The organism is Psychrobacter sp. M4 (assembly GCF_055699795.1).
In genome coordinates, this window is the sequence record NZ_CM146740.1 from 3,019,529 (window position 1) to 3,045,981 (window position 26,453).

Sequence of the window (26,453 nt, forward strand, 5' to 3'; positions counted from 1 at the left end):
ACCATTAGTTTGAAAATGAAAAAGTGAAGCTAGTCGATTCATGCTTGAGCTTATAAACAAGCTTATGCGTTATCTTATGCATAAACCTATGCACAAATTATACCGAAAAAATTCCTACTTGTCGTAATGGATTTATAAGGTTGTCAATTTATGGTGTCATACATACTTCATAGTGTCATAAATAGATTGTATAAAACGATTTAGCGAGAGGTTTTGCGTAGACGCTGTTGCCACTGATGACGCTTTTGCATAAATTGTGTGGTAGCGCGGCGTTTAAGCTGTGCAGACAGTACAGATACTGTGGATAATGCCGATGGCTTCGATGCTTTAGCTGGCATAGCCTTGGCAGTGTCGTCAGCTTGTTCTGCGCTGCGATCATCGTGTCCAGGATATAAATAGTCAATAACCTGCTCTACTTGGGCAAGGCCATAGCCATTTGGCAAACGATACAAGGGATAGTCTATCAGCGTAGCATGCAGTAATTGTTCGAGGGTCAACGGCGTCTTACGCTTACGACGCTGTAAATATTTTGATTTTGGTAGTAGCTGAGCGTCAATATCTACTGTCAATCCCCAACCTGCATAAAAAGGCAGGCCGTAACAAACCACTTTTAAATCACGTAGCAGCGCTTCAAAGCCAGTTAAAGAGCTGATGGTATGCACCTCATCAACAGCAGTCAAACAATCTGGCATCGCCGTATCATAAGCAACAGCCTGAACGCTTTTTAAGTATCTCTCAGCTACTTTGCCAGATCGCAGGCCTGCTTCAACATCAGGATGCGGTTTATAAATAAGATAAGCATCCGGATTATCTTGGCGTACGCGCTCAATTAGACTGCTGTTAGTTTGAATATGCGCGCCACAATATTGTACGGACAAGTCATCTTCCACCTGTCCCACGATAAGCAAACGCAGCTTTCCAGACTTTTTAGCTGCTTCTACCCAAGAGATAGGTTGATTACCAGTGATTTTGAGAGTATCACTATTGTCATAAGAATTGGAGCTAATACGGTTACCGACATTATATTTACTAACGCGCTGAGTGAGCAACTTAGTTTGTAAGGCTTGGACTCTTGTTATCTGTTGAGCGCTAAGCGTCTTACAATTATAAAGTAGTGTTTCTAAGTCTGAGGGCTGGGTTGCATTATAATAAATACCTTGCTGATCTATGACGACAGATAGTGGCGCAAGCAGCGTTGCTCCCAAACCATTGGAGCGAATAAAGCCATCTTCCATACAAAAAATAGTTGGTATGGCTGACGATTGCTTTGAAAGCTTACCGCTGAGCTTTTTTTGGACTTGTTGACGCTTGGCTAAGCCCCATACGAGTAAGGGCTGCTGATAATTTACTCGAAAGTGATCAAGGTGCAATAGGTTCTTGAGACGCGGCTTGGGCTTGATAAATAAAGTGGTACGCGGCAGATCAATGAAAGCTTTTACAAAGGGCAGTTTCCAGCGACTAAATTCATATACGGTTAAGTCTCCAGCAAGGCATGTTTGCCAGTAGCGATTAGTCACCAGCCAATTGATCGCGCTATCGATGGTACACGCCTGCTTGGTTGCAGGGTCTACATAACGGCTATAATCAATGTAGGCACTATAAAACAACGTCTCAAGTGATGCTGCAGAAACTTGACGACGTTTTTTGACGGTTTTAAGTAAGCGTTTCGGCGCGCCGCTGTCATCGCTAAGACCCCAGCCGCTATACCAATTTACCCCAAAGCAGTGCACCGCTTTGCCTAGCATTAGCGCTTCAAAACCCATATGCGAGCTGACGGTATACACATCATTTACCTGTGCAAGCAGGGCAATAGGATTAAGGGCTTGGGTTAGTATTCTGACGTTTTCGGGCAGTGTTAAGCGGGTAAGATAGCCCGCTTTTGCTGCAGGATGGGCTTTGATCCAAATATGAGCGTCAGGATGAGCCTGACAAGCTGCTTTTAGCATACGTTTAAACTGACGTTTATCGGCACCTGCTCCTTTTATTGAAGCATCACCGACTACTTGATCAATTAACAAAACATGAGACTTGGGCGACTTTCTATCTATTTGTTTAGCAGCCGCTATTTTGTCATTTTTTCCTGCATCAATTAAGTCATCAAGCGATGGACAATCAATCACTGCATTATATTTGCTTAATCTCTCAGTACAAATACGAGCCATTAGCTGCTGAGCTCGTTGTTTATCTAAAATTAGCCTATCAGTACTAGAGCTTTGCTCAACTCGCTTAATAATCAACTCTTCGAGGCGAGAGCTACGCCATAAATCAAAGTAAATACCGATATCATCAACGACGACGCTTAAACCATAACGACTGCTAATACCAGAGTCTATGGAACGCAAAAAACCATCTTCTATGCTCAAAGTGGCGATATTTTGCCGATTTGCAGCTTTTTTAGCGCGTTGATAGCTTTTTTTATGACCCCAGCCAATAAACGCATGAGGTTTTTTAAAATTTGAGTTGAAACGGTGTTGCAGCTTTGACCAAGGATACCAGCGCTGAATATCAGCTTGTAAGACATTTGCTAGTAATGCATTATTGTTACGCATACCTTTGCCAATTACTGCTAAACGGTTAGGTATCAGATTTGGTACTGAAGTTGCTCCCAACGGCTGCGCTGATGGTAAGGAGGTAGCGGTCTTAGAAGTAGACGTTATTGTCGTTTTATCTTCATTTGCTACACTTTTTACCATCTTGACTATCCTTTTACTGTATAACCATCAGCGCTAACACTGTTATTAAGCGTCTATTTTTATAAATCTAAAATAACTTTTGCTGCTACTGCTAACTGATAAACGATCTGCGAGATACCGCGTGTAATCTCGACGCGGCGGGTTTTGACCTCAGGCAGCACCATGATCTCATCACCTTGCTGAATACGATAAGCCGTGTTGACCACTTCGTTGGCACCATTTTGATGAATAACTAAGATCTCGTCAGTGTCAGCGTTGTTATCGAAACCACCAGATTTGGCAATGTAATCCCCCACCGTATAATCTGCATTAAAGGTGAGCGCTCCTTGCGATCGCACTTGACCATTGACTGAGATTACCGAAGTTTGGGCTGGTATCTCAATAATATCGCCTTGCTGCAAAATGATATCCTGCCATGAGTTTGGTACTACGACGATTTGACCATCAGGCTCTACTCTACGTGCTTTAACGATAAACTCTTTGATCAAATTGGCATCATCTTGACGCAGCGCTGCCTCTTCTCGAGTAGTTGACTGGGTCGCAAGGGTCAGCTCTTCTAGGCGATCAAGTGATTCATTGATCAGGCGTTTTTGCTGCTCGGCAACCGACTCGCGGTAAATAGTCAAATCGGTTAATTTTGCCAGCGGTCCTGGCTGTAACTGCGGCAAGATATCTTTTAGACGAGCGCCGTAAGGTACGACCATGGCTCCGTTGCCCGTATGCGCGCCTTTAACTTGCACAGCGATAGTACCAGCATAACGATCCGAGGTGACGATCATCTGATCGCCATTATAGACCGGTACGTTTTGTGCCTCCGCTAAAGTATAATACTCTGCCGTTTGCGCGCGTCCCGCACTACGCGTAATGCTCACGTTGGTCGCATTGGCTTCTGGTTTAGCCACTTGCAAGACATCACCGATCGTTAAGTCGTTAACATCGAACTCAAAAGTATATTCGTTTTGAACTTGGCCGCCTACTTCAAAAGTTTTGTTTTGCGGGGCTACAGTAATCACATCGCCATCACGAAACGAGAAAGGTTGCAGCTGACCTGCTAACAAGAAGTCATATAAATTAACCTGCTGCATCAGCTGGCCATTACGTTTTATTTGGATATCAATGTAACTACCGCGTGCTGGATCAACACCGCCTGCCCGATCTAAGTATGATAATACTGAATCTGCCGCCAAGCCGCCATAGTAACCAGGCTGATTGACAAAGCCGGTGACAAACACCTTGACTGGCTGTGCTTGCTCAAGTGCAGCATAAACGCCAACGTTAGAGCGATAAATACGGTTCACGGCGCTTTTGACTACGTTTTGCAAATTGCCATTTTGTACTCCAGAAACCTTTACTGGACCAACATTCGGTAGAAATATATTACCTTGCGGGTCGACGGTCATAGTCGATGCAAATTGATAGGCACCCCACATGCGTACTTGCACATTATCGCCAGGATTGATCACATAACTGTCGTTGAAGGTCGAGCCAGAAGTGGTCGAAAAGGCACCGCGAAATAACTGCTCACCAAACATCAATTCTTGAGTATTGATATCCTGATAAGGGCGTGTGGTATTGATCACAGATTGGCTGGGTAGGTTTGCTGCAGCAACCGCTTCTTGAGTGGTAGCTTGACCTGGAACACCGCCTGCAAAAGCTCGAGTTGCTACGTTAATATTGTTGCGATTCTGGTCTTGGCCACTACTGCTGTTAGCAGGGGTACCAAAACTAGATCCTGCTATTTGGTCTGCGTAGCTAGTTGCCGCTAGTGCAGGAGAGCAGGTTACAGCCATCGCCAAACTGATTACTTTTATTTTCATCACGATAGGACGTGGTTTCATGTTCATGAGCGGTATTCCTTTGCTAATCTATCGATCATTACTGATATCTTTTATCAAATCATTCGTAATTGTTGGACACATAAAATTAAGTACATCAAGACTAGCTACGGTGATCGCGTACCACGGCCATAACTAAACGCACGAAGCCATAGAACATCAACAATAGCGCAAGCGATGTCCAAATAATATAAACACGGCGTGGATACAGAGCCTCTTCAGCCTCATACGGATTTGAGATGATGATCAAATTTTTCATCTTTTTAAAGGCTTCTAATCGCGACTTTTCAAGCGATGATAATGACAACTTGTATAGCTCCGTAGCAAAATCAACATCGGCTTTGATCGTTTCAAACTGTATCGCTTGGCGGTTAAGTTTGGTTGTATTAGGTGAGGTCAGTTTGGTTTGCTCTTGTGCGATCTGCTCCTCGACTGCTTTGATTTGACTGCGTAGTGACACCACCTGCGGCGCATCTGGATTCAAGTAGCTTAGCAGTTGGCGCTCTTCAGTGCGCAGTGAGCTTAATTGGCCTTGTAGACTACCAATTAATTGATTAATAATTTGGGCGTTGGCTTGCGGATCGTAAATCTCATTGGTGTTCTGATAACTGAGTAACTCTTCTTTAGCCTCGTTAAGACGATCTTCAGCCTCTTCAAGTTGAGTTTCAGCAAAGACCAGTTGATCGCGCGCCACTTCTTGTGAGATTTCGTTCACAAACTGCTCAGACTCACTCAAAATGGCCTCATTTAGAGCATAAGCATAGCTTGGAGAAAAACCTTCGGTCGTGACGGTTAAGATGTAACTTTGCTCATCAAGATCAATACGAACGCGTTCTTTGAAGTAATTGAGCAGCTCTTCTTGCGTTGCATCAGGATCAATCTCATAGATAGGATCGGAACCATCAACATAATAAGCCTCACGGAATTTAAACTTCTCATCAAGCGTCTTAATCATATCATTAGATAAGATGAACTCGGTCAGATAAGTTGCATCTTCTTTACTGGTACTATTGACACCTAGTAGCGCCGACAACCCGCCACCAGTAGGGACGCTTGCATCACTGACCTGCTTGACCACCACGTCAGAGGTCGAGATAAAACGTGGATGGGCTAAAGTCATGACATAGAAAATCACCAGCACCCAAGGCAGGATTACCAAGCCGATAAACAGCGAGAAGTTAACTATCTTACTTTTTTGATTTGTGTACATGCTTTTCATAGACTTCAATCGCTTCTTTTGTATCCTCAAACACGTGTGCTGTTTGATCCATTAACACAATACCCATATCGCAGTTACGCTCAATATCTTTGATATTGTGTGACACTATCAAAAACCCAGCTTGTGCTCGCCGCGCCGCCAATATAGCTTCACTACGCCTACGAAAAGCAGCATCACCAACCGCGCCTGCTTCATCAAGCATATAATAGTCAAAATCAAAGGCTAGACTTAAACCAAAAGTGAGTCGAGACTTCATTCCTGATGAGTAGCTTTTGACTGGCATATCAAAGTAGTTACCGATATCAGCAAACTCTTCGACAAAGCGAATCTTTTCATCGATGTAGGGACCGCTTGAATATAAACGACAGACAAAACGTACGTTTTGACGTCCTGTGAGACTGCCTTGAAAACCGCCGCCGACCCCAACTGGCCATGAAATTGTTGAGTCGGTAATGATCTCACCTTGATCAGGCTCATCAAGGCCGCAAATAATACGCAATAGCGTCGATTTACCGGCACCATTACGACCAAGCAGCCCGACGTTTTGTTTGTCAGCGATGGTCAGATTTAAATCTTTAAACAGATAATGCCGACCTTTCTTGGTCATAAATGACTTAGAAATATTTTTAACTTCAATCATTTACTTACCCTTTTATCTAACTTCTTACTATTTACTAAAAGCTAAGAGCGCTGTATTTAACGAGAACGAATCATATCCCGTTCCGCATATTTATAAAGCAGTAACCCTAAGAAATTTACCACAAACATCCACTTCAAGAAGTACCATATATCAATGTGATAAGCGGGATAATTGGGAGCAAAGGCATGTCTTATCAGCTCAATATTGTGAATAAAAGGATTGTATAGCAAATAACTAAAATAAGGTTCAGGAATGATATGAATGGGATAGATAATACCAGAGGCAAAATACAGTATGGTGAAAAATATAGTAATTACCTTGCTAATCTCGCCGCCATAGAAGCCTACCACCATCATAATCAACGCTACACCAAAGCTAAATATAAATAGCGTTATCCAGCAAAATAAAACCACATGCAAATGTTCTAAACTTGCATAAATATTAAAAAAAGCTAAGCCCAATAATAATAATATAGAAGTAAAAAAATAAATAACCAGCTCTAAAAACGAGCGGGCAATGATCACATCAATATGTTTAATTGATCGATACATCAGCAGGCCTTTATTGGCATCAACAGCCCCTAATGCCCTTGTAGCTATTCTTTGAAACATGCGAAAAGGTACCATCCCTGCTACCAAAAACAAGGAATAATCCATACCGGGCACTAAGCGTTCACGTATAGCCCCAAAGATTACTAAAAATATCAATACCTGAAAAAGAACTTCCAACGGCGCCCACAAATAGCCCAAACGATAGCCACCAAAGCGCGTCTGGAGCTCACGCATAAGCAAAGCATGGAAAGCCGCACCCATGACTTTTAGGCCACTGCGGTGCTTAATAGGACGATAAGGAGGCAATTGTACGGACATAGCGTTATAGAACTTCACCAAAAACAGCCCCTATAATAAGTAAGCGGGGCATAAGTTACAAGAATTAATCTACACGTCGACAGATAAAGCTTTGATTGAGCAAGAAATTAGCAAATAAACAGAAGTGGATAAACAGTGGTAGTTTATTTTACATTAGTATACTGCACTATAGGTTAAAGATATCACTCAGCAAGTTTTTAGGCAAAAAAAAACCAATCACAAAGGATTGGAGTTCTAAATAAAACAGGCGGCTATCATATAGATGGTGGCGATGAAGAGACTTGAACTCTTGACCTCACGATTATGAGTCGTGCGCTCTAACCAGCTGAGCTACATCGCCATTTAAGGCTCGGTATTATGCCCAAGAGGACACCAATCGTCAACCCCTAAAAGACATTTTAATCAAAAAACTTTTCAATAAAAAAACTAAGTTAAAAGGTTTGGTAGACCGATAAGCCGGGTTCTGTCGTGGACGATCATTCCTCTAGGCGTATCATCGCTGATACGCTCAAGCAACCTACCCGCACCGAACGCGGGCCGCGCCATATCGATGCCTATTTGGTCTTGCTACGCGTGGAGTTTACCATGCCGTGAGATGTTGCCACCCACGCGGTGCGCTCTTACCGCACCCTTTCACCCTTACCGATAATGCCAAATACTAAGTATAAGACACTAAAGGCGGTCTACTCTCTGCTGCACTGGTCGTCAGATTACTCTGCCCAGCCGTTAGCTGGCACGCTGCCCTATGTAGCCCGGACTTTCCTCCCCTGCATGTCTGTCAAACAGTATGCAGCGGCGATCGTCTAGTCTACCAAGCGCGCTAGTATAGCAAACTAAGTGGCAATTTGGATATGTTTTTGAATTATTTTAGATCAGCTATTTGCCCGTAAGACGCTTATATTTTGCTAATAAGTCATTCTCACTCTCGACATGGTTTGGATCATGAGGAATGCAATCGACAGGGCATATCACTACGCACTGCGGCTCATCAAAATGTCCGACGCATTCGGTGCACAAATCAGGGTCGATAACATAAATATCTTCGCCCTCTGAGATAGCCTCGTTCGGGCAGGCAGGCTCGCAAACATCACAATTGATGCATTCATCAGTGATCAGTAGTGCCATGACCTGCTCCTCTCAATAGATTTAGCATAAGTTTAACGGCGAATTTCCTCTAACCATTGTAATGCTTTTATTTAAAACTAACTATAATAGATTTTTAATTACTAAACTTACCTAAGCTTTTTTACAAAGGCTTTTGAGACAATATCAGGGACGAATTTACTCACATCTCCATCTAGTTTCGCTATTTCACGAATCATAGTGGAGGAGATAAAAGAGTAATGTTGAGAGGGGGTCAAGAATACCGCTTCAAAGTTTTCGTCAAGTTCGCGGTTCATATTGGCCAGTTGAAACTCGTACTCAAAGTCCGACATAGCCCGTAAGCCGCGCAACACTGCCGTAGCGCCTTTTTCACGCATAAAATCAACTAATAAACCCTCAAAGCCGATCACTGATACCTGTGGTAAATCAGCAAACACGCCTTCTACTAAAGCAACGCGCTCTTCAAAATTAAACAACGGCTTTTTGTGATGGCCAGATGCCACTGCAATGACCACTTCATCAAACAGCTTCGTTGCTCGTTTGACCAAATCCACATGCCCGTTAGTAATAGGATCAAAGGTGCCTGGGTACAAGATTTTGGTATGCAGCTTTGAAAATTTTGAGGAATTTTCTGGATTCATAATGGTGCTAATCTAGTGGTTAGTAGTACTGCGTATCCTAGCAAATTTTGGTCAAATTTAATACCTATCTCTTGCTAGTATTTAGCCAGATTATTTATCTATACTGCGCTAATTGATAACCAATTAGCGCTACATTTGTCATAACAGCCTATCTACATTTAAAACCAAACCTTTGATATAATAGGCGGTTCGACTCATTCATAATAACAAGCAAAGATTGATAATCAAAACTAAAAGCTTGGAATGAGGAACTGCTAAAAAAGGACGAATAGCTATTAAGACGTCCTTAAGAGGAAACTATGTCAAAAAAATCAAGAAAACCGGACAATCAAATTGCCAGCAATAAAAAAGCGCGTCACGAGTACTTTATAGAAGAAACTTTTGAGGCTGGATTATCGCTACAAGGCTGGGAAGTTAAAGCCATTCGCGCAGGTAAGATGTCAATCACTGAAGCCTATGTGACCTTTCGTAATGGCGAGGCTTTTTTATTCGGCGCGCACATCCAGCCACTACTATCAAGCTCAACGCACGTTGATCCCGATAGCATTCGTACGCGCAAATTGCTACTCAATCGCCGCGAGATCGATAAGCTTTACGGTGCGGTCAATCAAAAAGGCTATGCCTGTGTTCCCTTATCTTGTTACTGGAAACGCTCCATGGTGAAATGCCAGATTGCACTTGCTGTCGGTAAAAAGCAGCACGATAAACGCAAGACCATTAAAGATCGGGATTGGGAACGTGACAAGCAGCGCGGCTTTAAGCAGCATTTAGACTAGAAAGGTTTAAATCTAATCTATCAAAAATAATGACGATTCAGCTTAATGTTGAGTCGTCTTTTTGTTTTACGGTCAAATAGATTAGATAAGGTCTAACATATAGGAAAGAATATTTGCTTATTTAACCTATAAGCCTTCTTCCTATCATAGCAATATTTTTTCTTAAGCTATCAATAACTTATCAATAATTATTGAAGCTGCTTTCTCACATTGTAAGCACAATTTATGTTAAAATAAGCGCCCTCAAATTAGCCTCTAATAAAATATTAAAAAGTGGCTACCCCTTTTATTACGTCTTATTGATTAACAGGTCTGCCCATGTCTGCCGATACCATCGCCCGCACCGCCTTTAAACAAGGCACCAAACCGCTTTATGACTACGACAAACACTGGGCGAGCTGCTACGAGCCTGCGCCTTATCTACCCATGAGCCGCAAAGAGATGGACGATTTGGGCTGGGATGCCTGTGATGTCATTATCATTTCAGGCGATGCTTATGTCGATCATCCAAGCTTCGGCATGGCAATTATCGGTCGTCTCTTAGAAGCACAAGGCTTTCGTGTCGGTATCATTGCTCAGCCAGATTGGAAGAGCAAAGACGCTTTTATGGAGCTTGGTAAACCAGTTTACGCTTACGGCGTGACCGCTGGCAACATGGACAGCATGATCAACCGCTACACTGCCGATCGCAAGATTCGTAGCGATGACGCTTATTCACCCGGTAACGTTGCGGACAAGCGCCCTGACCGTGCCGCTATTGTTTATAGCCAGCGCTGCCGTGAAGCCTATCCTGATGTGCCAATTATCTTAGGCGGTATCGAAGGCAGTCTGCGCCGTATCGCTCATTATGACTATTGGTCGGATAAGGTTCGTCGTAGTATTTTGCTCGATGCCCGTGCCGATGTCTTATTGTATGGTAATGCCGAACGTGCCATTGTCGATGTGGTACATGGCTTGTCTAAAGGCTATAGCTTTGAGCAAATGAGTAGTTTGCGTGGTACGGCTTATCTACTGACACCGACACGTCGTCATTGGCAAGCGGGCATGACCGAAGTCGCCAGTAATGATGTCGATACCGTCGGCCGTGTTGATCCGATTATCAATCCGTATGTCATGACCGAAGACGTTGATAGCTGCAAAATTGAGCAAGAAAAGCCTAGTGACTCTCCCGTTGGGCAAGCCATGACAGGTATGTCGGCACAGTATCAGGGCTTCGTCGCAGAGCCAGTTACCAATAAAATCATTAATGCCGATCAAGTCGATGAAGAGACGCAAGTCGTTCAGATGCGTGGCTTTGATGATAAGAGATTAACTGCGCGTAAGCACAAATTTAAAATGCCGCCTCGTGAAAAGACAGTGATTCGTCTGCCTGATTATGAGCATGTCAAATCTGACCCTGTGCTTTATGCTCATGCTAGTCGCATTTTGCATCTGGAGACCAACCCAGGGAACGCTCGTGCGCTGGTGCAACGTCATAGCAGCGGTGCTGGTAACTCACGCACCTCAATTGACGTTTGGCTCAATCCACCACCGATTCCACTATCGACCGAAGAGATGGATTACGTCTTTGACTTACCGTATGCGCGCTTACCGCATCCAAGTTATGGCGATGCGCGCATCCCTGCTTATGACATGATCAAGTTTTCAGTCAACATCATGCGCGGCTGTTTCGGTGGTTGTACCTTTTGCTCGATTACTGAGCACGAAGGCCGCATTATCCAAAACCGCTCAGAAGACTCTATCTTACGTGAAGTGGAAGCGATTCGTGATACCGCACCGAACTTTACTGGGGTGATATCCGACCTTGGTGGCCCAACTGCCAATATGTATCGTCTAAACTGTAAAGACGAAACGATTGAAAAGCATTGTCGTAAGCCGTCATGCGTTTATCCTGATGTCTGTGAAAACTTGATTACTGATCACAGTAATTTGACTAAGCTATATCGTAAAGCGCGTGATATCAAAGGCGTGAAGAAGATATTAATCGCTTCTGGTTTACGTTATGACTTGGCGGTTAAAGACCCTGAATACGTCAAAGAATTGGTCAGCCATCATGTCGGTGGCTACCTCAAAATCGCCCCTGAGCATTCTGAAGAAGGCGTGCTGTCGAAGATGATGAAGCCCGGCATGGGCAGCTACGATAAATTCAAAGCTATGTTTGAGCAGTACAGCCAAGAGGCTGGCAAAGAGCAATATCTGATTCCTTACTTTATCGCCGCGCATCCGGGCACCAAAGATGAAGACATGATGAACTTAGCCCTTTGGCTAAAAAGTCACGGCTACCGCGCTGACCAAGTGCAGGCGTTTTATCCTAGCCCGATGGCAACGGCGACTACCATGTATCATACGCATAAAGACCCGCTACATAAGATCAGCCGTAGTGAAGGTGACATGGATATCGTCAAGTCTGGCAAGCAGCGCAAATTACACAAAGCGTTCTTGCGCTTCCATGATCCAAAAAACTGGGTATTATTGCGTAAAGCATTACAAGATATGGGACGTAGTGATTTGATCGGTAAAGGTCGCGGCTGCCTCATACCGCCATTCAACGCCAGTTTGGAGGGCCGCGATGCCGCACAAGACAGCTATCAATCAGCGCGCAAAAAGAACAGCCGCCTTGGTAATGACTCAGTGAAGCGTAGCAATAGCTCAGCTAATAACAATGCAGCGAGTAAGAACACCAAAAAGAGAGTAAGTAAAGGTAACTTCCAAACGCAGCATACTGGCTTGCCGCCGCGTAAAACTAAGTAGTTTTTTTAATATCTGTCAATCATATAATAAAAGCGTCCACTGCTTAGCATTGGACGCTTTTATTAAAATTGAGCGGGCTATTTACACTAGTCAATGTTGAGTAACGAAATCAACAGCTAGTAAACAATTTCTAACATTATAGATGTAGGGTTTTAGTTACCATAATCTTCATGCTATTAGCACCCTGTACCATACTATTTAGATAAAAAATCCATTTACTTGCAAGATAAAATATATATTTTGGAGAGAATCATGAAGACCTTGACCAAACTTGCTACTGCTCTACCCGCTTTTGCATTAATCAGTGCTTGTTCAACTACCGCCCCAGTGCCACCAGCGCCGACTGCGACAGAAACGGTAACTGACCCAGCTGCGACAGTCCCGCAACCAGCTACTGATATGGATACTGCCCCTACCACCCCTGCGCCAACTATGCCGCCGCAACAAGCGACGCCAGCTGCCGAGACTACTAATGTGGCCTATGATCGTATGGCGCCAACTCCTTATACCTGTACTGATGACAGCCAGATCTTAGCAAAGCAGTCTGTCAATAAAAACCAAGCGATGCTAACTGCGACTATCCCTAAAATTAACTGGTCTCAGCAAACCATTATCTTAAATGGCGGCGTCGAAGGTGAGACGGCAAGTTATGTAAATAATGCCAACCCAGAAGTTATCTATGCTTGGCATATGCAAGGCAATGAAGGCGTGTTTGCAATGAAATGGGCCGATGGTCAAGAGTATCAAGTCGACTGTGAAATGCCTTCACTATAAATTAAATAAGAATCAATTTTTTAAAAGTTAGTAACGTCTTAAAAGTTGATAGTTTTGCAAAGCAGTCATCAGATGATGGCTGTTTTTTTATGGGTGTTTGAGTGGTGAACCTAATTAAAAACTGTCAAAATAGTACGAACGCTATTAAATAAGCAAAAATATTAATCCTCTCATAATGTTAAGGTAAAAAGATGTCAAAGCATCTCATAAGCATGATCATAATTAGCGTAGCCAGTATAAGTGTGTTAATAGGCTGTAGTAGTGATAATCCTATCAATAGTAACTCTGCGACTGATGAGCAAAGTGTAGAGAGCAGTGATACTGCTACGCCAGCAGCGCCAATCAATGACATTGACTGGTCACTGGTCGCAACCGATGAGACACCTATCGAACGTGCAGACTACGACTACCCGTTTGCTATTGATAGCCAAAACGTACAGGATTACGCTGACTACTTCGATGTCGATAACGCCACGGCTCAGCATAATCTAACAGTAGGTATGGCCAGTAACGAGCCGCTATCGAAAATACTTGATCAGCTGGGTGCTAGCTATACTTCGCACGAGCTGACTGATGATGAGAATATGACCCTTATTATCCATACTACGCCTAGTATTAATGCTAGCAGCTATGACTATGTGTTTGATGGTGATTATGCTAAAGGGCTGACGTTGCCGATTGAGATTGTGCCGGATGGGGTTAAAAATCAGGATGGAGCTGATTCGCACGAAGAGATATAATAGAAAAACTTATTCAATTATTAAATCAAAGCACGAATAATCATATAGCCACCCATACCGAACATCATCACATTTTCAGTTAACGAGATAGCCCCTAATGGCACATTGCTATCGCCGCCTACGCAGGCGCATTTTAGCTCGCGTTTATCAATATATACCGCTTTTATCACTGAAACTCCGCCAATCAGTCCAATCGTAAAGGCGACTATACCCGCGATAGGATTGAGCCAAGGCTGATCAGCAAGCATAGCGATACCGGCAAAGGCTTCTAAAAAAGGATAAACATAGGCATAACGCACTACGCGTCTGGCCAGCAAATCATAACCCAAAAATCCAGTGGTAAACCCTTCTAAATCTTCAAGTTTTTTGATAGCTAATACACACATAGATAACGCTACAAACCACATCAAAGCTTGTATCGACAGCACGCTCACTGAGAAAGCCCAGCATAATGCTAAGCTCATTAAAGCGGTGACAGAGAATATCGCGATGATGGGCGCATAAGTAGTCTCGTCATCACTTTTAGCCTCGCTATTACCCAAGAACACTTGTAAATCGTCGTTACCACCGATGCGCTTACCGTTAATAAAAGTTTGCGGAGTCGTCTCGACGCCTAAAGACTCTTTGACTAAGCTATTTTGGTCTTGGTTGGTGATATGTCGATCAATAATGTCGTAGTCAGCATGCTTAAGTGCGTCTAGCGATTTGAGTCCAAACGGACATAAGTGATTATCCATTACCATACGAAAAATAATGGCGGATTTACCACTATCTTCCTGAATATGCTCGCCCGGCAACGTCTCGATTAGCTGCTGTACTTTAGGATTATGACTGTCATCAACCGCTTGCGTCTTGGATTTATTAGCATGATCTTTTGAAGTCGATTGCGGCGTTTCATTTTTATCGTTTGTACTATCACCTGTATTGATCATCGTGGTAGACATGACTCACTCCTTGAATCTACTCTTTAAATATAATAATGACTCTTATTATTATTTTATAAAGATAAGTATCAATAATCTTCACCGATTATGTTAATTTTTTTATATTTATTTTTAAATTAAGGAGTTAGAGCAGGGTTGGTGTTGTTTGTTTTCATTCAGTTGAGTAGTAAGAAAGATATAAGTAATGCCAATACATATGAGGAGTTAAAGGATTAGAAAATTATAATGTAATCAGAGTGCATGACATTAACCCGCAAAACAACTCTCCAATTCATGCACAATCCGTAGGTTGGTGTGGAGCTTGCGACACCCAACAGATTGACTGTGCTCTGCTCTTGCGCGAGTGAGGACGGAAATAGCAGAGCATTGCTCTGCCCGTCCGCAAGGCGAGAGCTGTGCTTGAGTTGAACGCCGAATAAACCCTTAAAGAAAACCGGCTCGTGACCCGCATATTTGCCCACTTTTAAAGCAAGCGATGCTGAGGCTATGCTTTTATCTTTTGCTCTTCATCAAACTCAGCTTTTAACCAAACCCAAAAACTCATCTTCACTCACAACCTTAACGCCTAGTTTCTCTGCTTTGGTAAGCTTCGAGCCAGCTTTATCACCTGCCAGTAGTGCGGTAGTTTTGGCCGAAACACTACCGACTACCTTTGCGCCGAGTGCTTGTAGTTTGGCTTTGGCTTCGTCGCGTGCCATGCTATCGAGTGCGCCAGTGATCACCCACGTTTGCCCATCGAGTGGTAGATCACCTGCGGCGACTTGCTCGACGTTATCCCAGTGCACGCCAGCTTTGATAAGCTTATCGATGACTTCGATATTATGCTGGGCACGGAAGAATTCATAAGTTAGCTCAGCGGTGATCGTACCGACATCGGGTGTTTCAATCAGCGCCTCCATGTCAGCATTCATTAAGCTATCAAGGTCACCAAATTGCTGCGCGAAGTTTTGCGCGGTACCCTCGCCGACGCCGCGAATGCCTAGCGCGTAGATAAAACGTGGCAAGGTGGTTTTTTTGCTGGCTTCAATAGCGTCGATGATGTTTTGTACCGACTTCTCGCCCAATTTTTCGTAAGTGATGAGATCGTCTCGATGGTTATGCAGCTCATAGATATCGGCGACGGTTTTGACGAGGCCATGCTCAAAAAAGCTGATCAGCCAGCGCTCGCCTAGACCATCAATATCCATCGCGCGGCGCGAGACAAAATGAATCAGTGCTTCTTGTTGCTGCGCGGGACAAAACAGTCCACCCGTGCAACGCGCTAAGGCTTCGTCATCAGGCAACACAACAGGCGAGTCGCACACTGGACAATTAGTTGGCAAGGTAACTGGCTCAGAATCTTCGGGACGCTGATCAGTCCAAACGCGGGTAACTTTAGGGATAACGTCGCCTGCGCGATGTACGCTGACCATATCACCAGCTCTAACATCTAGCCGCTGAATCTCACCAAAGTTGTGCAAGGTGACGTTACTGACGGTGACGCCGCCGACTTTGACTGGCTCTAACTTGCCTACGGGGGTTAATTGTCCCGTGCGTCCGACTTGCCATTCAATGGTGTTTAGTCGCGTCATGACGGTTTCGGCGGGGAATTTGTAAGCCGTTGCCCAGCGCGGCTCACGCGATAAAAACCCTAGCTGCTGCTGCAAGCCTAAACTATTGACTTTGATAACTGTCCCGTCAATCTCAAACGGCAACTCGTCGCGAGTTTCAATTATGGATTCATAATAAGCTTGCGCGGCGCGTGGACTGTCTACTACCTCAACGGCACTGACGCTAAAGCCGATGTCTTTGAGCCATGCCAGCGCTACTGACTGGGTGTCAATGGTCTCGGGCAAACCTTGATTGACAGAGTAAGCATAAAAAGCCAGCGGGCGACTGGCTGCAACGGCAGGATCTAACTGGCGCAGGCTCCCAGCGGCAGCGTTGCGGGGATTGGCAAAAACTTTTTCGCCGTTCTCCTCTGCTAGACGATTTAGGCGCTCAAAACCTGCTTTGGGCATGAGCACCTCACCGCGAACTTCTAATAGAGAAAGGTCTTTGGCATCCGTAAGATATAACGGCAAATTACGAATGGTTTTGGTATTTTGAGTGATATCCTCACCCACTCTGCCATCGCCGCGAGTGACCGCTTGCACCAATTGACCCCGTTCATATTTAAGAGAGACAGCTAGTCCATCAAGTTTAAGCTCCATCTCATACTCTGGATTTTGCTGGGCATCGCTTAAACGATCATTGACGCGGCGCATAAATTCGCGCAGATCATCGTATTCAAAAACGTTACCCAAGGATAGCATTGGAATATCATGGACGACTTGAGTAAAGGCAGATAGCGGTATATCGCCGACTTGATTGGTTGGACTATCGGGCTGGATAAGATCGGGGTACGCTTCTTCAAGTTCGATCAATGACAGACGAAGTTGATCATATTCGCTGTCTTCTAGCTTTGGATTGTCCAGCACATAGTAAGCGTAATTGTGGGTTTTGATAGCGTCGATAAGGGTACGCATTTGCGCGATAACAGTATCATCACTTTGGGAGTTTTGAGTGCCAACAGAATTGTTTTTGTGCGAAGGGGCTGGCGATGTAGAATCAGTCATGATCGGCGTCTTTATAGTTCAAGATGCCGATATGATAACAAGTTTATAAAGAAATTTGGGCAAGTCATGCACTGTAAATATAAAAATAGCGTCAACTAGTGACGCTATCTTTATGCTTAAAATGTGTAGGTCATTATAGCAAGACGCTAAACCCCATAATCACGCACTTGATTGCGCAGCTGCTGCTTATACTCAGGGGTAATCGGTTCGTTGTTCTCATCAAGTATCATCGCATTTAAGTCATCAGCCATCATATAAGCGATACTCATCATACTATCAAAACTACGCAAGGCCTGCGGGTGCGGCAATGATAAAAACACCACCACACCGCTATAAACGTTGGTCGCCACCCGATGCGGATCAAAAGGCGCAATGCCATTTTCGGTAATGCCCATCATGCTAAACCACAGCATACCGGTGCCGTCTTTTTGCTCGTAGCGATGAAACATATTCATCGCCCCAAAGCGCAGACCGTATTTGTCGACCAATTCTAACAAGTCGCGACCGCGGATCACCATTTGCGGACGATCGCTATATTGATGCGGTAAAATAGTAATATTGATATTGTCTTGGGCATTGATCAGCGGACTGTTTTGTGCCTGATCGACGGGCTCTGACAGATGCTGATCAAGTATCGGGCTGCTGTCATCAAAGCTGGGTTCTTCTGCGGTGTCAATGACTGGCATTAGGCTGTCTGTCGCTGACATAAGGCTTGAGAAAGCATCAAACTCTTGCTCATTATTAGTGTGCATCTGCTGAGCTATATCTGCAAATTCTTCGTTGTCTGTCCGTTGTTGCTCGGCTTGCCAGCGTGCATAGTCATCGTTGTTTTCTTGATTGTTAGAATAATTGTGACTTTGCGTTACTTGGATATCTTGTGTAGCAGAGGGATTAGCTAACGGCTCGTCTTCAATAATGGCGTTAAGATAATCGCGATCAGGAGCAATGGTCGTCTCACCAGCAACGGTATCATCAAAGTCCGGCTGATCAACAATATCGCGCTCGTGACGCGGGATAATAGGAATACCGTTTTTGTCATAATTGACCGCCGTAGTCTCTGTGTCCTTGCGGCGCTGAAAGCTACGAATAACCATAAACAGTCCTGCAAGCACAATAAATGCAGCGATAGCAACCAATACAAACTGAATAACGGTCATGAGAGAGATATCCTAATAGCTATAAATAACGAGATAAAAGAAAAAATGGCTAAAAAAATTTAAATTTAATGGCAATAGTCTAGCATGGCTGACTAACCTCGTCATCATATAGTAATTGTTTACCGCCAGCCCTACACATTTGTGTTACGTTGTTGATCGATTTTATCCTATATCTTAACACCAATGAGTATATTATAGTCTGTATTACACAGTCCGTAATAATTATTCATGCTAAGCGTCAATATAATCTGCGGCCTCATCAAGCGAGACACTGACCAAAGTTGAGATACCCGCATTTGGCATAGTAATCCCTTTGAGCTCATCAGCAATTTGCATCGATAGTTTATTATGACTGATAAAAATAAACTGCAAATCCCCTGCCAAATCCGAAATAAGACTGGTAAAACGTGCCACATTGGCATCATCGAGCGGCGCATCGACTTCATCGAGCACACAAAATGGCGCAGGGTGCTGTTTAAATATCGCAAAAATAAGACTCAGCGCAGTCAGCGTTTTCTCCCCGCCTGATAACACGGCAAGACGGCTATTGCGTTTGCCCTTGGGCTGCGCCATTAAGGTGAGTCCCGCGCGCCACTGTTCTGATTTATGTTGATTGGCATATATACCAGCTGGCAGATCATCATCGCTTAGCGTCAAACTGGCTTGTCCGCCGCCAAATACTTTGGCAAATAATGTGGCAAGCTCCTCATTCACCGCATCCAGCGTTTGCATAAACAGTGTTTTGGTGGTCGCATCGATATCAGCAATTGCCCTAATAAGTGTGTTCATGCTGCCAGTGATATCATTAATCTGCTGCGTTAGAGGTTCTAGGCGCTCGTTAACTTCATCAAGCTCACGCGCCGCCGCTAGATTGACCGCACCAATTTTACTGATTTGCTGCTCTATCTTGGTCTGCTCACTTTTAAGCTCAGCGATTTTATCAGGACGTACGCGGCGATTATGCGCAATAAAGTCTGCTAGCAGATTTGAGACGCTACTGTTTTGTGGTTCGGTTTGCGCATGGGTCGCACTATGTTCAGTGAGTGTTTGCTGATAATGATCTAAAGCTGCTTGAGTCTGCTTAATAGCATCTTCAAGCCGGGCTTCGCTAAGTGCCAGCTTAGTGGTTTTCTCAGCCGCCTTACTTTGGGCGGTTTGTAGCTCGGTATGTAGAGTATCAAGCTCGTTTTGCTGTTGACTATAACCTTGCTTCATCTGAGCTAACACTGCTTCGCGCTCATTTAATAGAGCTTGTTGCTCATCCTTGGCCAACTGTGCTTTTTGCAGCGCTGCTTGTAGGTTAGGTAATTGCACATCCAAGCGCTGAAGCTGCGTTATTGATATCTGCTCATTTTGTACTGATTGATCATATGCTTGCGTCAAGTTTGCTAAACGACTGCTGGTATGCTCAAGGCGTAATTCAAGCTTTTGTACTTTAAGCTGCAAGGTTTGCCACTGCGCCTCATCGGCTTGGCGAACGCGGCTTAGCTCGCTACGTTTTGCTTGCAGCTGCTGCTGCGTATCTTTGGCTTCTGCAAGCTTTGGGGTCAGCTCGGCTATAGCCATGCGCGCGCGCTGCGCTTCACTATCTAAGGCATGCTCTTCGCTGATCAACTCCTGCTGCTCTTGTTCAAGTAGCGTTTTATCGTTATTTAAGCGTTTGATATCCGCTTGCAGGCGCGCGTGCTGTGCTTGCTGAGTATACAATTGCTGCTCATACTGGTATCGATCGCGGTTAAGCTGCTCAGCTTGAGCACGCGCTTCCGCCAAACTAATGGTTAGCGCATCAAATTCATACTGGCTGTTTTTGATCGTTTTTTGCTGCGCGGCTATCTCATTATCACTGTCGTTGAGCAAGTCTTCTAATTGGACAAGCCTGTTACGCTGCTGCAAGCGCTGGGTTAAAAACTGGCTACTACTTTGACTGTCTGGTTGACCTTCGTTCTGTCTATTTTGAGTATTTACTAATTTGCTTATATTTAACGCGCCGCTACGACTTAGTAGCCAGCCATCAGCAGTTAATAGCAATGCGGATGCTGGTAGTACCTTTAGGATCTGTGTTAGATGCTTAGTTTTATCTGCACTGTTCTCAGCATCTTCGACATACAAATAGCACTGCTGCCAAAGCGCTAAAGCAGGTTTGGTAATCAGCTGGGTTAACGCATAAACTTTATCAGCAAGCTCATCTGGTAAGCCATCCAAATTTTGACGGGGCTGGTCATCATGGCAGGCTGGTAGCCATAAGCTATAATGAGCTTCTGTGTTACTTTGCCCGTTTTGCCTGTTTTGATAGGTTAATAACACTGGCAAATCACCCTCAAGCGCTTGCCATAAGGTATTCGCGGGGAGGTTTTCTTTATGTACGCCGCTATCAGTTTTACCTATTATGTTACTTGTTGGGTTATTCGCTACCAATACATGACTATCAAGCCATAGGTGCAATACGTTATCAAGTAACTGCGCATGCTCTTGACCTTTAGCGCTCAGCTCAATCTGCTCACGTAAAGTGCTGATAGCAAGCTTATTAAAATCGCTAAACGATTCATTTTTTGCTTTATTTTCGTCATCAGCCACAGGCTGCTGGGGCTTGTTACTTATATTGCTACTTGGCTTTGGATGTAGTATTTGATGCAAGGTATCATACTCGCCAGCCAGTAGCGCGTGGCGTTTCTCTATCTCAGTCAATGCGCGCTGCTCATCAAGCAAACGCTGCTGTAAGCGATCGACCTGCGGTTGTAAGGTTTCTAGATGCTCCGTTACGCCATCTTGCCTACGCAATATATGCTTGAGCTCATCGTTTAATTCTGTGCCTTTTACGCTTGTCGGACTTAAGCTAAACTTATGGTTTTCAATCGTTAAATCAGGTCCGTCAATATCTGGCTGTTGCAACTGCGACCATAACGTTTGCCAGTTTTGTTGACGGGTTTGCCAATTATCGTAGCTTTGTTTATAGCGCCGCTTAGCTTGCGTATTCAATACTTGTTTTTGCTCAAGTGCTCGCAAGTCGTCTTGTAATTTTGCCAGCTTATCCTTTGACTCATGCCAAGCGCGCTGCGAAGGCTGCTCTTCTTGCTGGTATGCCGCGCGTTTTGCAGTCAGTTCAACAAGCTCAGGACGCAAGCTTGCAAGCTCCATCTGCTGCTCGTTTTGCTCACTATCTAATTGCTCAATCTGGGCAACCGTCTGTACTTTTTGCTGGGCTAAACTTGTAATCTGCTCTTGAATCTGCTCTATCTTGGCTTGCATATCGTTGAGTTGATGTTCCGCTTTTTGGTAGTCAAGCTGCTGCTGATAATACCCGCTTTGAGCATCGTCTTTTAGCCACTGCTCTTGATTGATCTGCGCGCTTAATTTATCTTGTTTATTTTTAAGGGCGTCATAGTCGCTTTGTAACCCAGCGACTGCGACACTCGTACTCTCATGTTGCTGTTTTTGCTCTAGCTGCGCCGCTTTAGCCTGATACAGCTCTTGGATAGCCAGTTGCTGCTGGATATCAGCCAAAGATTCAGTGAGTGCTTGATAGCGCTTGGCATTAGCTGCCTGTTTTGATAGGGATTTTTGTTGTCGTAGCAGCTCGCTTTGCATATCGCGTAGACGTGCCAAGTTATCTTCGGTTGCCTCTAGCTTTTTTTGGGTTTCCTCCCGCCGCGCCTGATAGCGCGATACGCCCGCCGCCTCTTCGATAAATTCGCGCAGCTGCATCGGACTTGAATCCACAATACGCCCAATCATACCTTGTTCAATCACCGCGTAGCTACGCGCGCCAAGTCCCGTCCCTAAGAACACATCGACGACATCTCGGCGGCGGGCACGGGTGCCATTAATGAAATAATCAGAGCGCCCCTCCTTATTGACTTGGCGGCGTATAGACAGCTCATGATATAAGTTAAGCTCATGACGAATGCCAGTCTGCTCATCTTGGGTGTGCTCAAAGGTCAGCTCGACGCTAGCAACACTTTTGGCCGCTTTATCTTGTGTGCCAGCAAAGATAACATCACTCATCGCGCCGCCGCGTAACTGCTTGGCGGAAGTCTCACCGAGCACCCAGCGAATGGCGTCAATGACGTTTGATTTGCCGCAGCCATTTGGCCCAACAATAGCAGTGATACCGCGCGGAAAAGTAAATGTTGTCACATTGGCAAAGGATTTAAATCCTGCCAGTTTTAGAGATTTTAGGCGCATGAATAATTATTAAACTTGGCAAGAACAGACGGCTATTTTACCTGAAATTTTGCTGGGTTTTGGATTTTGTTGATCATGGGTTTTGTCGATAATGATATAGTATGGCTTAACCTATCAGCGATTAAAGACAAAGAGCAACCCTATGAGCCAATATAACCCGCAAGAAATGCAGCGAAAATATGAAGAGTGGTGCCAATTGTACCGCCAGCAACTAGAGGCGCAAGAGCAGTTTGTGCAAGCAGAAAAGCTACTGCGCGAGCTAAAAGACTATTACTTTAGCCCTGTGTGGATGGCGGATCGTGAGGCAGACCTGCCCATTGAACACTCAGGCGAGACCTACTCTATCTTTAGCGAAGATGGACTATGGAACTCGCTCACTGATCGTAATGAGCTGGCACGCAAATGGATACGCTTAGGGCTAGATGCTATTGATGAGGAATAACCTCTAACCTTTGACTTATATAGGCAAACAACCGGCTAGGCACTAATTCTGTTCTCACCAGCGACCACTGTTAGCGTTTGCTCAACGGCACTGCTGTAAGTTGGCATGAGTATGTCGCTTACAAATATCCATTCTGACTGGCAAGACTCAGGCGTGACAGTAATTGCCATATAACCGCGCTGATTAGGATTCATATACTCAAGGCCATCAATCAGTTGGATCAATACTGCTTGTAGCGTTGCTGGCGGAACCTCAGGGAGGTACTCTTCAAAGCCTGGCGAGCTGACAGAGCTGGTCGCAAATTCAACACCGACTGGCTCGCCATCAGCGGTAGTCAAATTATTTGCCCAAGCGTTATGGGTGTCTCCGGCCAGTACAACGAGATTTTTATTTAAGCTCTTAGCTGCAGTTAACACCAGCTCACGCGCGGCACCATAACCATCCCAAGCATCAGTATTATAAGGAATGGCTGGCTGCGCTAAAATTGCTTGTTCCTCAGCGGTCAAAGCTTGCGGGTTGGTTTGCGCTTTATTGACTAAAGCTAGGTAGGCATCGATACTTAGTCCTAATCTGGGATCAGCAAGGTTTAAAATGACGGGCGCTGGTATATTCATACGTCCCATAAGGATCTGTTGGCCGAGCATTTGCCATGTTGCCTTTGATTGCTGCATCTGATTGACAAGCCAGTTGCTTTGGCGCAGTCCTAATAGCTGTCTTTCAGGGTTGTTAGTAGCTACTGTGAACGCTGCTGCATCAATATAAGCATTGCCAGTGGCATCAGCTTTGATAAAGTTTGCATAGTTCAGCTGCTCATCGCGTCCGATAACGCGGGTATCTAACATATGCAAGCTTAATAAATCACCAAAATCAAAGCGACGATAGACCTCACTTTGTACTTTATTGCGTATTGGCATCCACTCGTGATAGGCAGTGATGGCGGCCAGTTTACGGTCATCCCAGCTGCCCTCAAGCGCAGGTTGATGGTTTTCGGCGCCATTTTCATAGGTATCATTTGCCAGCTCATGATCATCCCATACTGCAATCATCGGCACAGCGGCATGTAGATCTTGCAGATCAAGGTCTGTCTTATATTGCGCATAACGTGTACGGTATTCATTGATACTTACGACTTCCTGTTCAGGCTCAACTTCACGGTGAATAGCAGCAGCGTTTGCCGAGGCGTATGCGGGTATAACATTGCCTTGTAAATCAGTCGTGGTGCGACCATACTCATAAATATAATCGCCTAGGTGTACAAAAACATCTAAATCATCACGTTTGGCAGCGTCGGCATAAACATGAAAAAACCCAGCAGGATAATTAGCGCAGCTAAATACGGCCAGCTTAACCTTGTCTACCTGACCAACAGGCAGTGTCTTAGTTCTACCAACACGGCTGGTCTGATTACCCACCTTGAACTGATAATAATAAACGGTATTAGGCTTTAAGCCATCCACATCGACCTTGACGGTATAGTCCTTTACCGCGCTTGTGGCGATCTCTCCTTGCTTAACTATCTCGCTCATCTGGTCATCACGAGCAATGAGCCACTGAACTGTGAATTGACGAGAGCCTGATGTCCGCGGTGTGACTCGCGTCCATAATATTATTCGATCAGATAAAGGATCACCACTGGCTACCCCATGATCGAAGCTGACGGTTTCGTCCACTATGTAGCTACGCTCGTCACTATCAGAGCCGCATCCTGCTAATCCCAAACTGGCAGCACTTAGTGCTGTCATACTTATAGATCCAAAACCTTGCATAAAGCGGCGTCTATTAAGGCCTGCTAAATTTTTTACAGTGCTATCGGGATGTTTTTCGGATGAGCTAGTATCTATAATGGGTCTGGAAAGAGATGGGCTGATGGGTTTTTCTAAGGTATCAATGAAAACATTATGAATAACCTTTGCTTCTTTTTCTGTGTCTTTGGTAGTAGCTGTTTTTTCTTTGCTACTGGTCTTTGTAGTTTGATTATCTTGGCTCATGGCTAACACTTCCTTGTGTGATAGAGGTCTATCGTTGCAAATAGACCTTATTGTTATCTTCCATATACACCTTATATTTATTAATCTTACTGACTTAGTTAAATAAAGATAAATAAAACTTTACCACAAGCTTATAAACATAAGTACAATATTTTTACTTATCCGGTCATTGTTAATGATAATCAAAATTCTCCATTCTACCTTTCTTTGCCCTTTATATTTTGTGATATAACACTAAATTCATCCTAAATCACCCCAATACCGCTTAACAGCAATTGTCCGCCTGCAAATATCAAGAGCACACCAAATGCCTTTTTAAGCGTCGCCCCTGGCAATTTGTGCGCAAGCCTAGCGCCAAATTTGGCAGTGACAAAGCTGGCGATCGAGATACAGACAAAGCCGACAATATGGACAAAGCCAATAGCGCCCTCCGGCAAGTTCGCCACGTCTTGCCCAAACCAAGCAAATCCAGCGGCTCCCGCCAGCGCAATAGGTAAACCGCAAGCGGCAGACGTTCCCACCGCCTGACGCATCGGCAGCCCCGCCCATGTCAAAAACGGTACGGTTAAGCTGCCACCACCAATACCGAAAATCGCTGATGCCATACCGATACCAGATCCTGCGCCCACTTGCACAGGCATAGACGGTAGCGGTTTGCCCAGCTGCTCTTTATTGGATAAAAACAGCATTTTAAAGGCGACTAGTAAAGCTGCGACCCCAATCAGCGCTTGTAATAACAAACCATTGATTTGATCGGCGATAGCCGCGCCAAGGAGGCTACCCACCACCAAGCCTAGCGCCATCTTTTTCCAGATCTCCCAGCGTACCCCGCCAAGCTTATTGTGTGCAGTCAATGAACTGATTGAGGTGACAATGATAGTGGCAAGCGAGGTGCCGACTGCCAAGTGAGCAACGATATCCGGCGAGAACCCATACGCGCTAAAAATCCACACCAGCGCCGGTACAATAATCATGCCGCCACCAATACCGAATAATCCAGCGCACATCCCTGCAAATGCGCCTGCAATCAGGAACCAAAGTATTATCATTATTAAATTGTCCTCTACCTTTTATTTGGCTTATCTTTTATTACGCTGGTTT

The 26,453-nt window shown here is 44.6% G+C and carries 18 protein-coding genes, 1 tRNA gene and 1 other RNA gene; 5 read left to right on the top strand and 15 right to left on the bottom strand.

Annotated features, from left to right (window positions below; all coding sequences use genetic code 11):
- Nucleotides 1–200: 200 nt before the first annotated feature.
- The 9 genes from ACR63N_RS12635 to coaD form a co-directional block, all read right to left on the bottom strand.
- On the bottom strand, nt 201–2,693 hold the full coding sequence (locus ACR63N_RS12635) for a capsular polysaccharide biosynthesis protein (RefSeq protein ID WP_472782113.1): 2,493 nt from the start codon (nt 2,691–2,693) through the stop codon (nt 201–203).
- Nucleotides 2,694–2,752: 59 nt separating this feature from the next.
- A complete protein-coding gene (locus ACR63N_RS12640; protein WP_367104602.1) occupies nt 2,753–4,537 on the bottom strand; it encodes a polysaccharide biosynthesis/export family protein in 1,785 nt (594 codons plus the stop codon).
- A gap of 94 nt (nt 4,538–4,631) precedes the next feature.
- Nucleotides 4,632–5,738: a KpsE/RkpR family capsule polysaccharide export protein gene (locus ACR63N_RS12645; RefSeq protein ID WP_367104601.1), complete on the bottom strand. Its 1,107-nt coding sequence runs from the start codon at nt 5,736–5,738 to the stop codon at nt 4,632–4,634.
- Entirely contained in the window at nt 5,716–6,387 is a 672-nt protein-coding gene (locus tag ACR63N_RS12650; RefSeq protein WP_367104600.1) for an ABC transporter ATP-binding protein, read from the bottom strand. The genes ACR63N_RS12645 and ACR63N_RS12650 overlap by 23 nt, the downstream gene beginning before the upstream one ends.
- 56 nt (nt 6,388–6,443) lie before the next feature.
- Entirely contained in the window at nt 6,444–7,274 is an 831-nt protein-coding gene (locus ACR63N_RS12655; protein ID WP_367106608.1) for an ABC transporter permease, read from the bottom strand.
- Nucleotides 7,275–7,519: 245 nt separating this feature from the next.
- Nucleotides 7,520–7,596, bottom strand: a tRNA-Met gene (locus tag ACR63N_RS12660).
- A gap of 96 nt (nt 7,597–7,692) precedes the next feature.
- Nucleotides 7,693–8,071: RNase P RNA component class A (gene rnpB, locus ACR63N_RS12665), an RNA gene on the bottom strand.
- A 61-nt stretch (nt 8,072–8,132) separates the two neighbouring features.
- The gene (locus ACR63N_RS12670) at nt 8,133–8,381 is read right to left on the bottom strand and encodes a YfhL family 4Fe-4S dicluster ferredoxin (protein ID WP_367104599.1); all 249 of its coding nucleotides are present in this window, start codon (nt 8,379–8,381) and stop codon (nt 8,133–8,135) included.
- Between the two features lie 107 nt (nt 8,382–8,488).
- Complete coding sequence (gene coaD, locus ACR63N_RS12675) at nt 8,489–9,001, bottom strand: pantetheine-phosphate adenylyltransferase (RefSeq protein WP_367104598.1); 513 nt, start codon at nt 8,999–9,001, stop codon at nt 8,489–8,491.
- A gap of 299 nt (nt 9,002–9,300) precedes the next feature.
- On the opposite strand from coaD, the gene smpB reads away from it, so the two are divergent.
- The 4 genes from smpB (at nt 9,301) to ACR63N_RS12695 (ending at nt 14,042) form a co-directional block, all read left to right on the top strand.
- Entirely contained in the window at nt 9,301–9,777 is a 477-nt protein-coding gene (gene smpB, locus ACR63N_RS12680; RefSeq protein WP_367104597.1) for an SsrA-binding protein SmpB, read from the top strand.
- A gap of 318 nt (nt 9,778–10,095) precedes the next feature.
- A complete protein-coding gene (locus ACR63N_RS12685; RefSeq protein ID WP_472782114.1) occupies nt 10,096–12,528 on the top strand; it encodes a YgiQ family radical SAM protein in 2,433 nt (810 codons plus the stop codon).
- 252 nt (nt 12,529–12,780) lie between these two features.
- A complete protein-coding gene (locus tag ACR63N_RS12690; protein WP_367104595.1) occupies nt 12,781–13,302 on the top strand; it encodes a hypothetical protein in 522 nt (173 codons plus the stop codon).
- A 191-nt stretch (nt 13,303–13,493) separates the two neighbouring features.
- Nucleotides 13,494–14,042, top strand: coding sequence for a hypothetical protein (locus ACR63N_RS12695; protein ID WP_367104594.1), 549 nt, complete (start codon nt 13,494–13,496; stop codon nt 14,040–14,042).
- 20 nt (nt 14,043–14,062) lie between these two features.
- Here the strand turns inward: ACR63N_RS12695 and ACR63N_RS12700 are convergent, their stop codons facing one another.
- The 4 genes from ACR63N_RS12700 to ACR63N_RS12715 form a co-directional block, all read right to left on the bottom strand.
- Nucleotides 14,063–14,986, bottom strand: a complete 924-nt coding sequence (locus tag ACR63N_RS12700) for a MauE/DoxX family redox-associated membrane protein (RefSeq protein WP_367110456.1) — start codon at nt 14,984–14,986, stop codon at nt 14,063–14,065.
- A 515-nt stretch (nt 14,987–15,501) separates the two neighbouring features.
- Nucleotides 15,502–17,493, bottom strand: coding sequence for an NAD-dependent DNA ligase LigA (ligA, locus tag ACR63N_RS12705; RefSeq protein ID WP_472782748.1), 1,992 nt, complete (start codon nt 17,491–17,493; stop codon nt 15,502–15,504).
- Nucleotides 17,494–17,729: 236 nt separating this feature from the next.
- Nucleotides 17,730–18,740: a cell division protein ZipA gene (locus ACR63N_RS12710; protein ID WP_367106547.1), complete on the bottom strand. Its 1,011-nt coding sequence runs from the start codon at nt 18,738–18,740 to the stop codon at nt 17,730–17,732.
- A 231-nt stretch (nt 18,741–18,971) separates the two neighbouring features.
- Nucleotides 18,972–22,922 carry an AAA family ATPase gene (locus ACR63N_RS12715; protein WP_472782115.1) on the bottom strand — a complete coding sequence of 1,317 codons (3,951 nt, stop codon included), beginning with the start codon at nt 22,920–22,922 and terminating at the stop codon, nt 18,972–18,974.
- Between the two features lie 142 nt (nt 22,923–23,064).
- On the opposite strand from ACR63N_RS12715, the gene ACR63N_RS12720 reads away from it, so the two are divergent.
- Nucleotides 23,065–23,364, top strand: a complete 300-nt coding sequence (locus ACR63N_RS12720; protein ID WP_367104589.1) for a DUF4298 domain-containing protein — start codon at nt 23,065–23,067, stop codon at nt 23,362–23,364.
- A gap of 35 nt (nt 23,365–23,399) precedes the next feature.
- Here ACR63N_RS12720 and ACR63N_RS12725 read toward each other — a convergent pair whose 3' ends face one another.
- On the bottom strand, nt 23,400–25,352 hold the full coding sequence (locus ACR63N_RS12725) for an alkaline phosphatase D family protein (RefSeq protein WP_367104588.1): 1,953 nt from the start codon (nt 25,350–25,352) through the stop codon (nt 23,400–23,402).
- A 245-nt stretch (nt 25,353–25,597) separates the two neighbouring features.
- Nucleotides 25,598–26,401 carry a sulfite exporter TauE/SafE family protein gene (locus tag ACR63N_RS12730; protein WP_367104587.1) on the bottom strand — a complete coding sequence of 268 codons (804 nt, stop codon included), beginning with the start codon at nt 26,399–26,401 and terminating at the stop codon, nt 25,598–25,600.
- Nucleotides 26,402–26,453 lie beyond the last annotated feature (52 nt).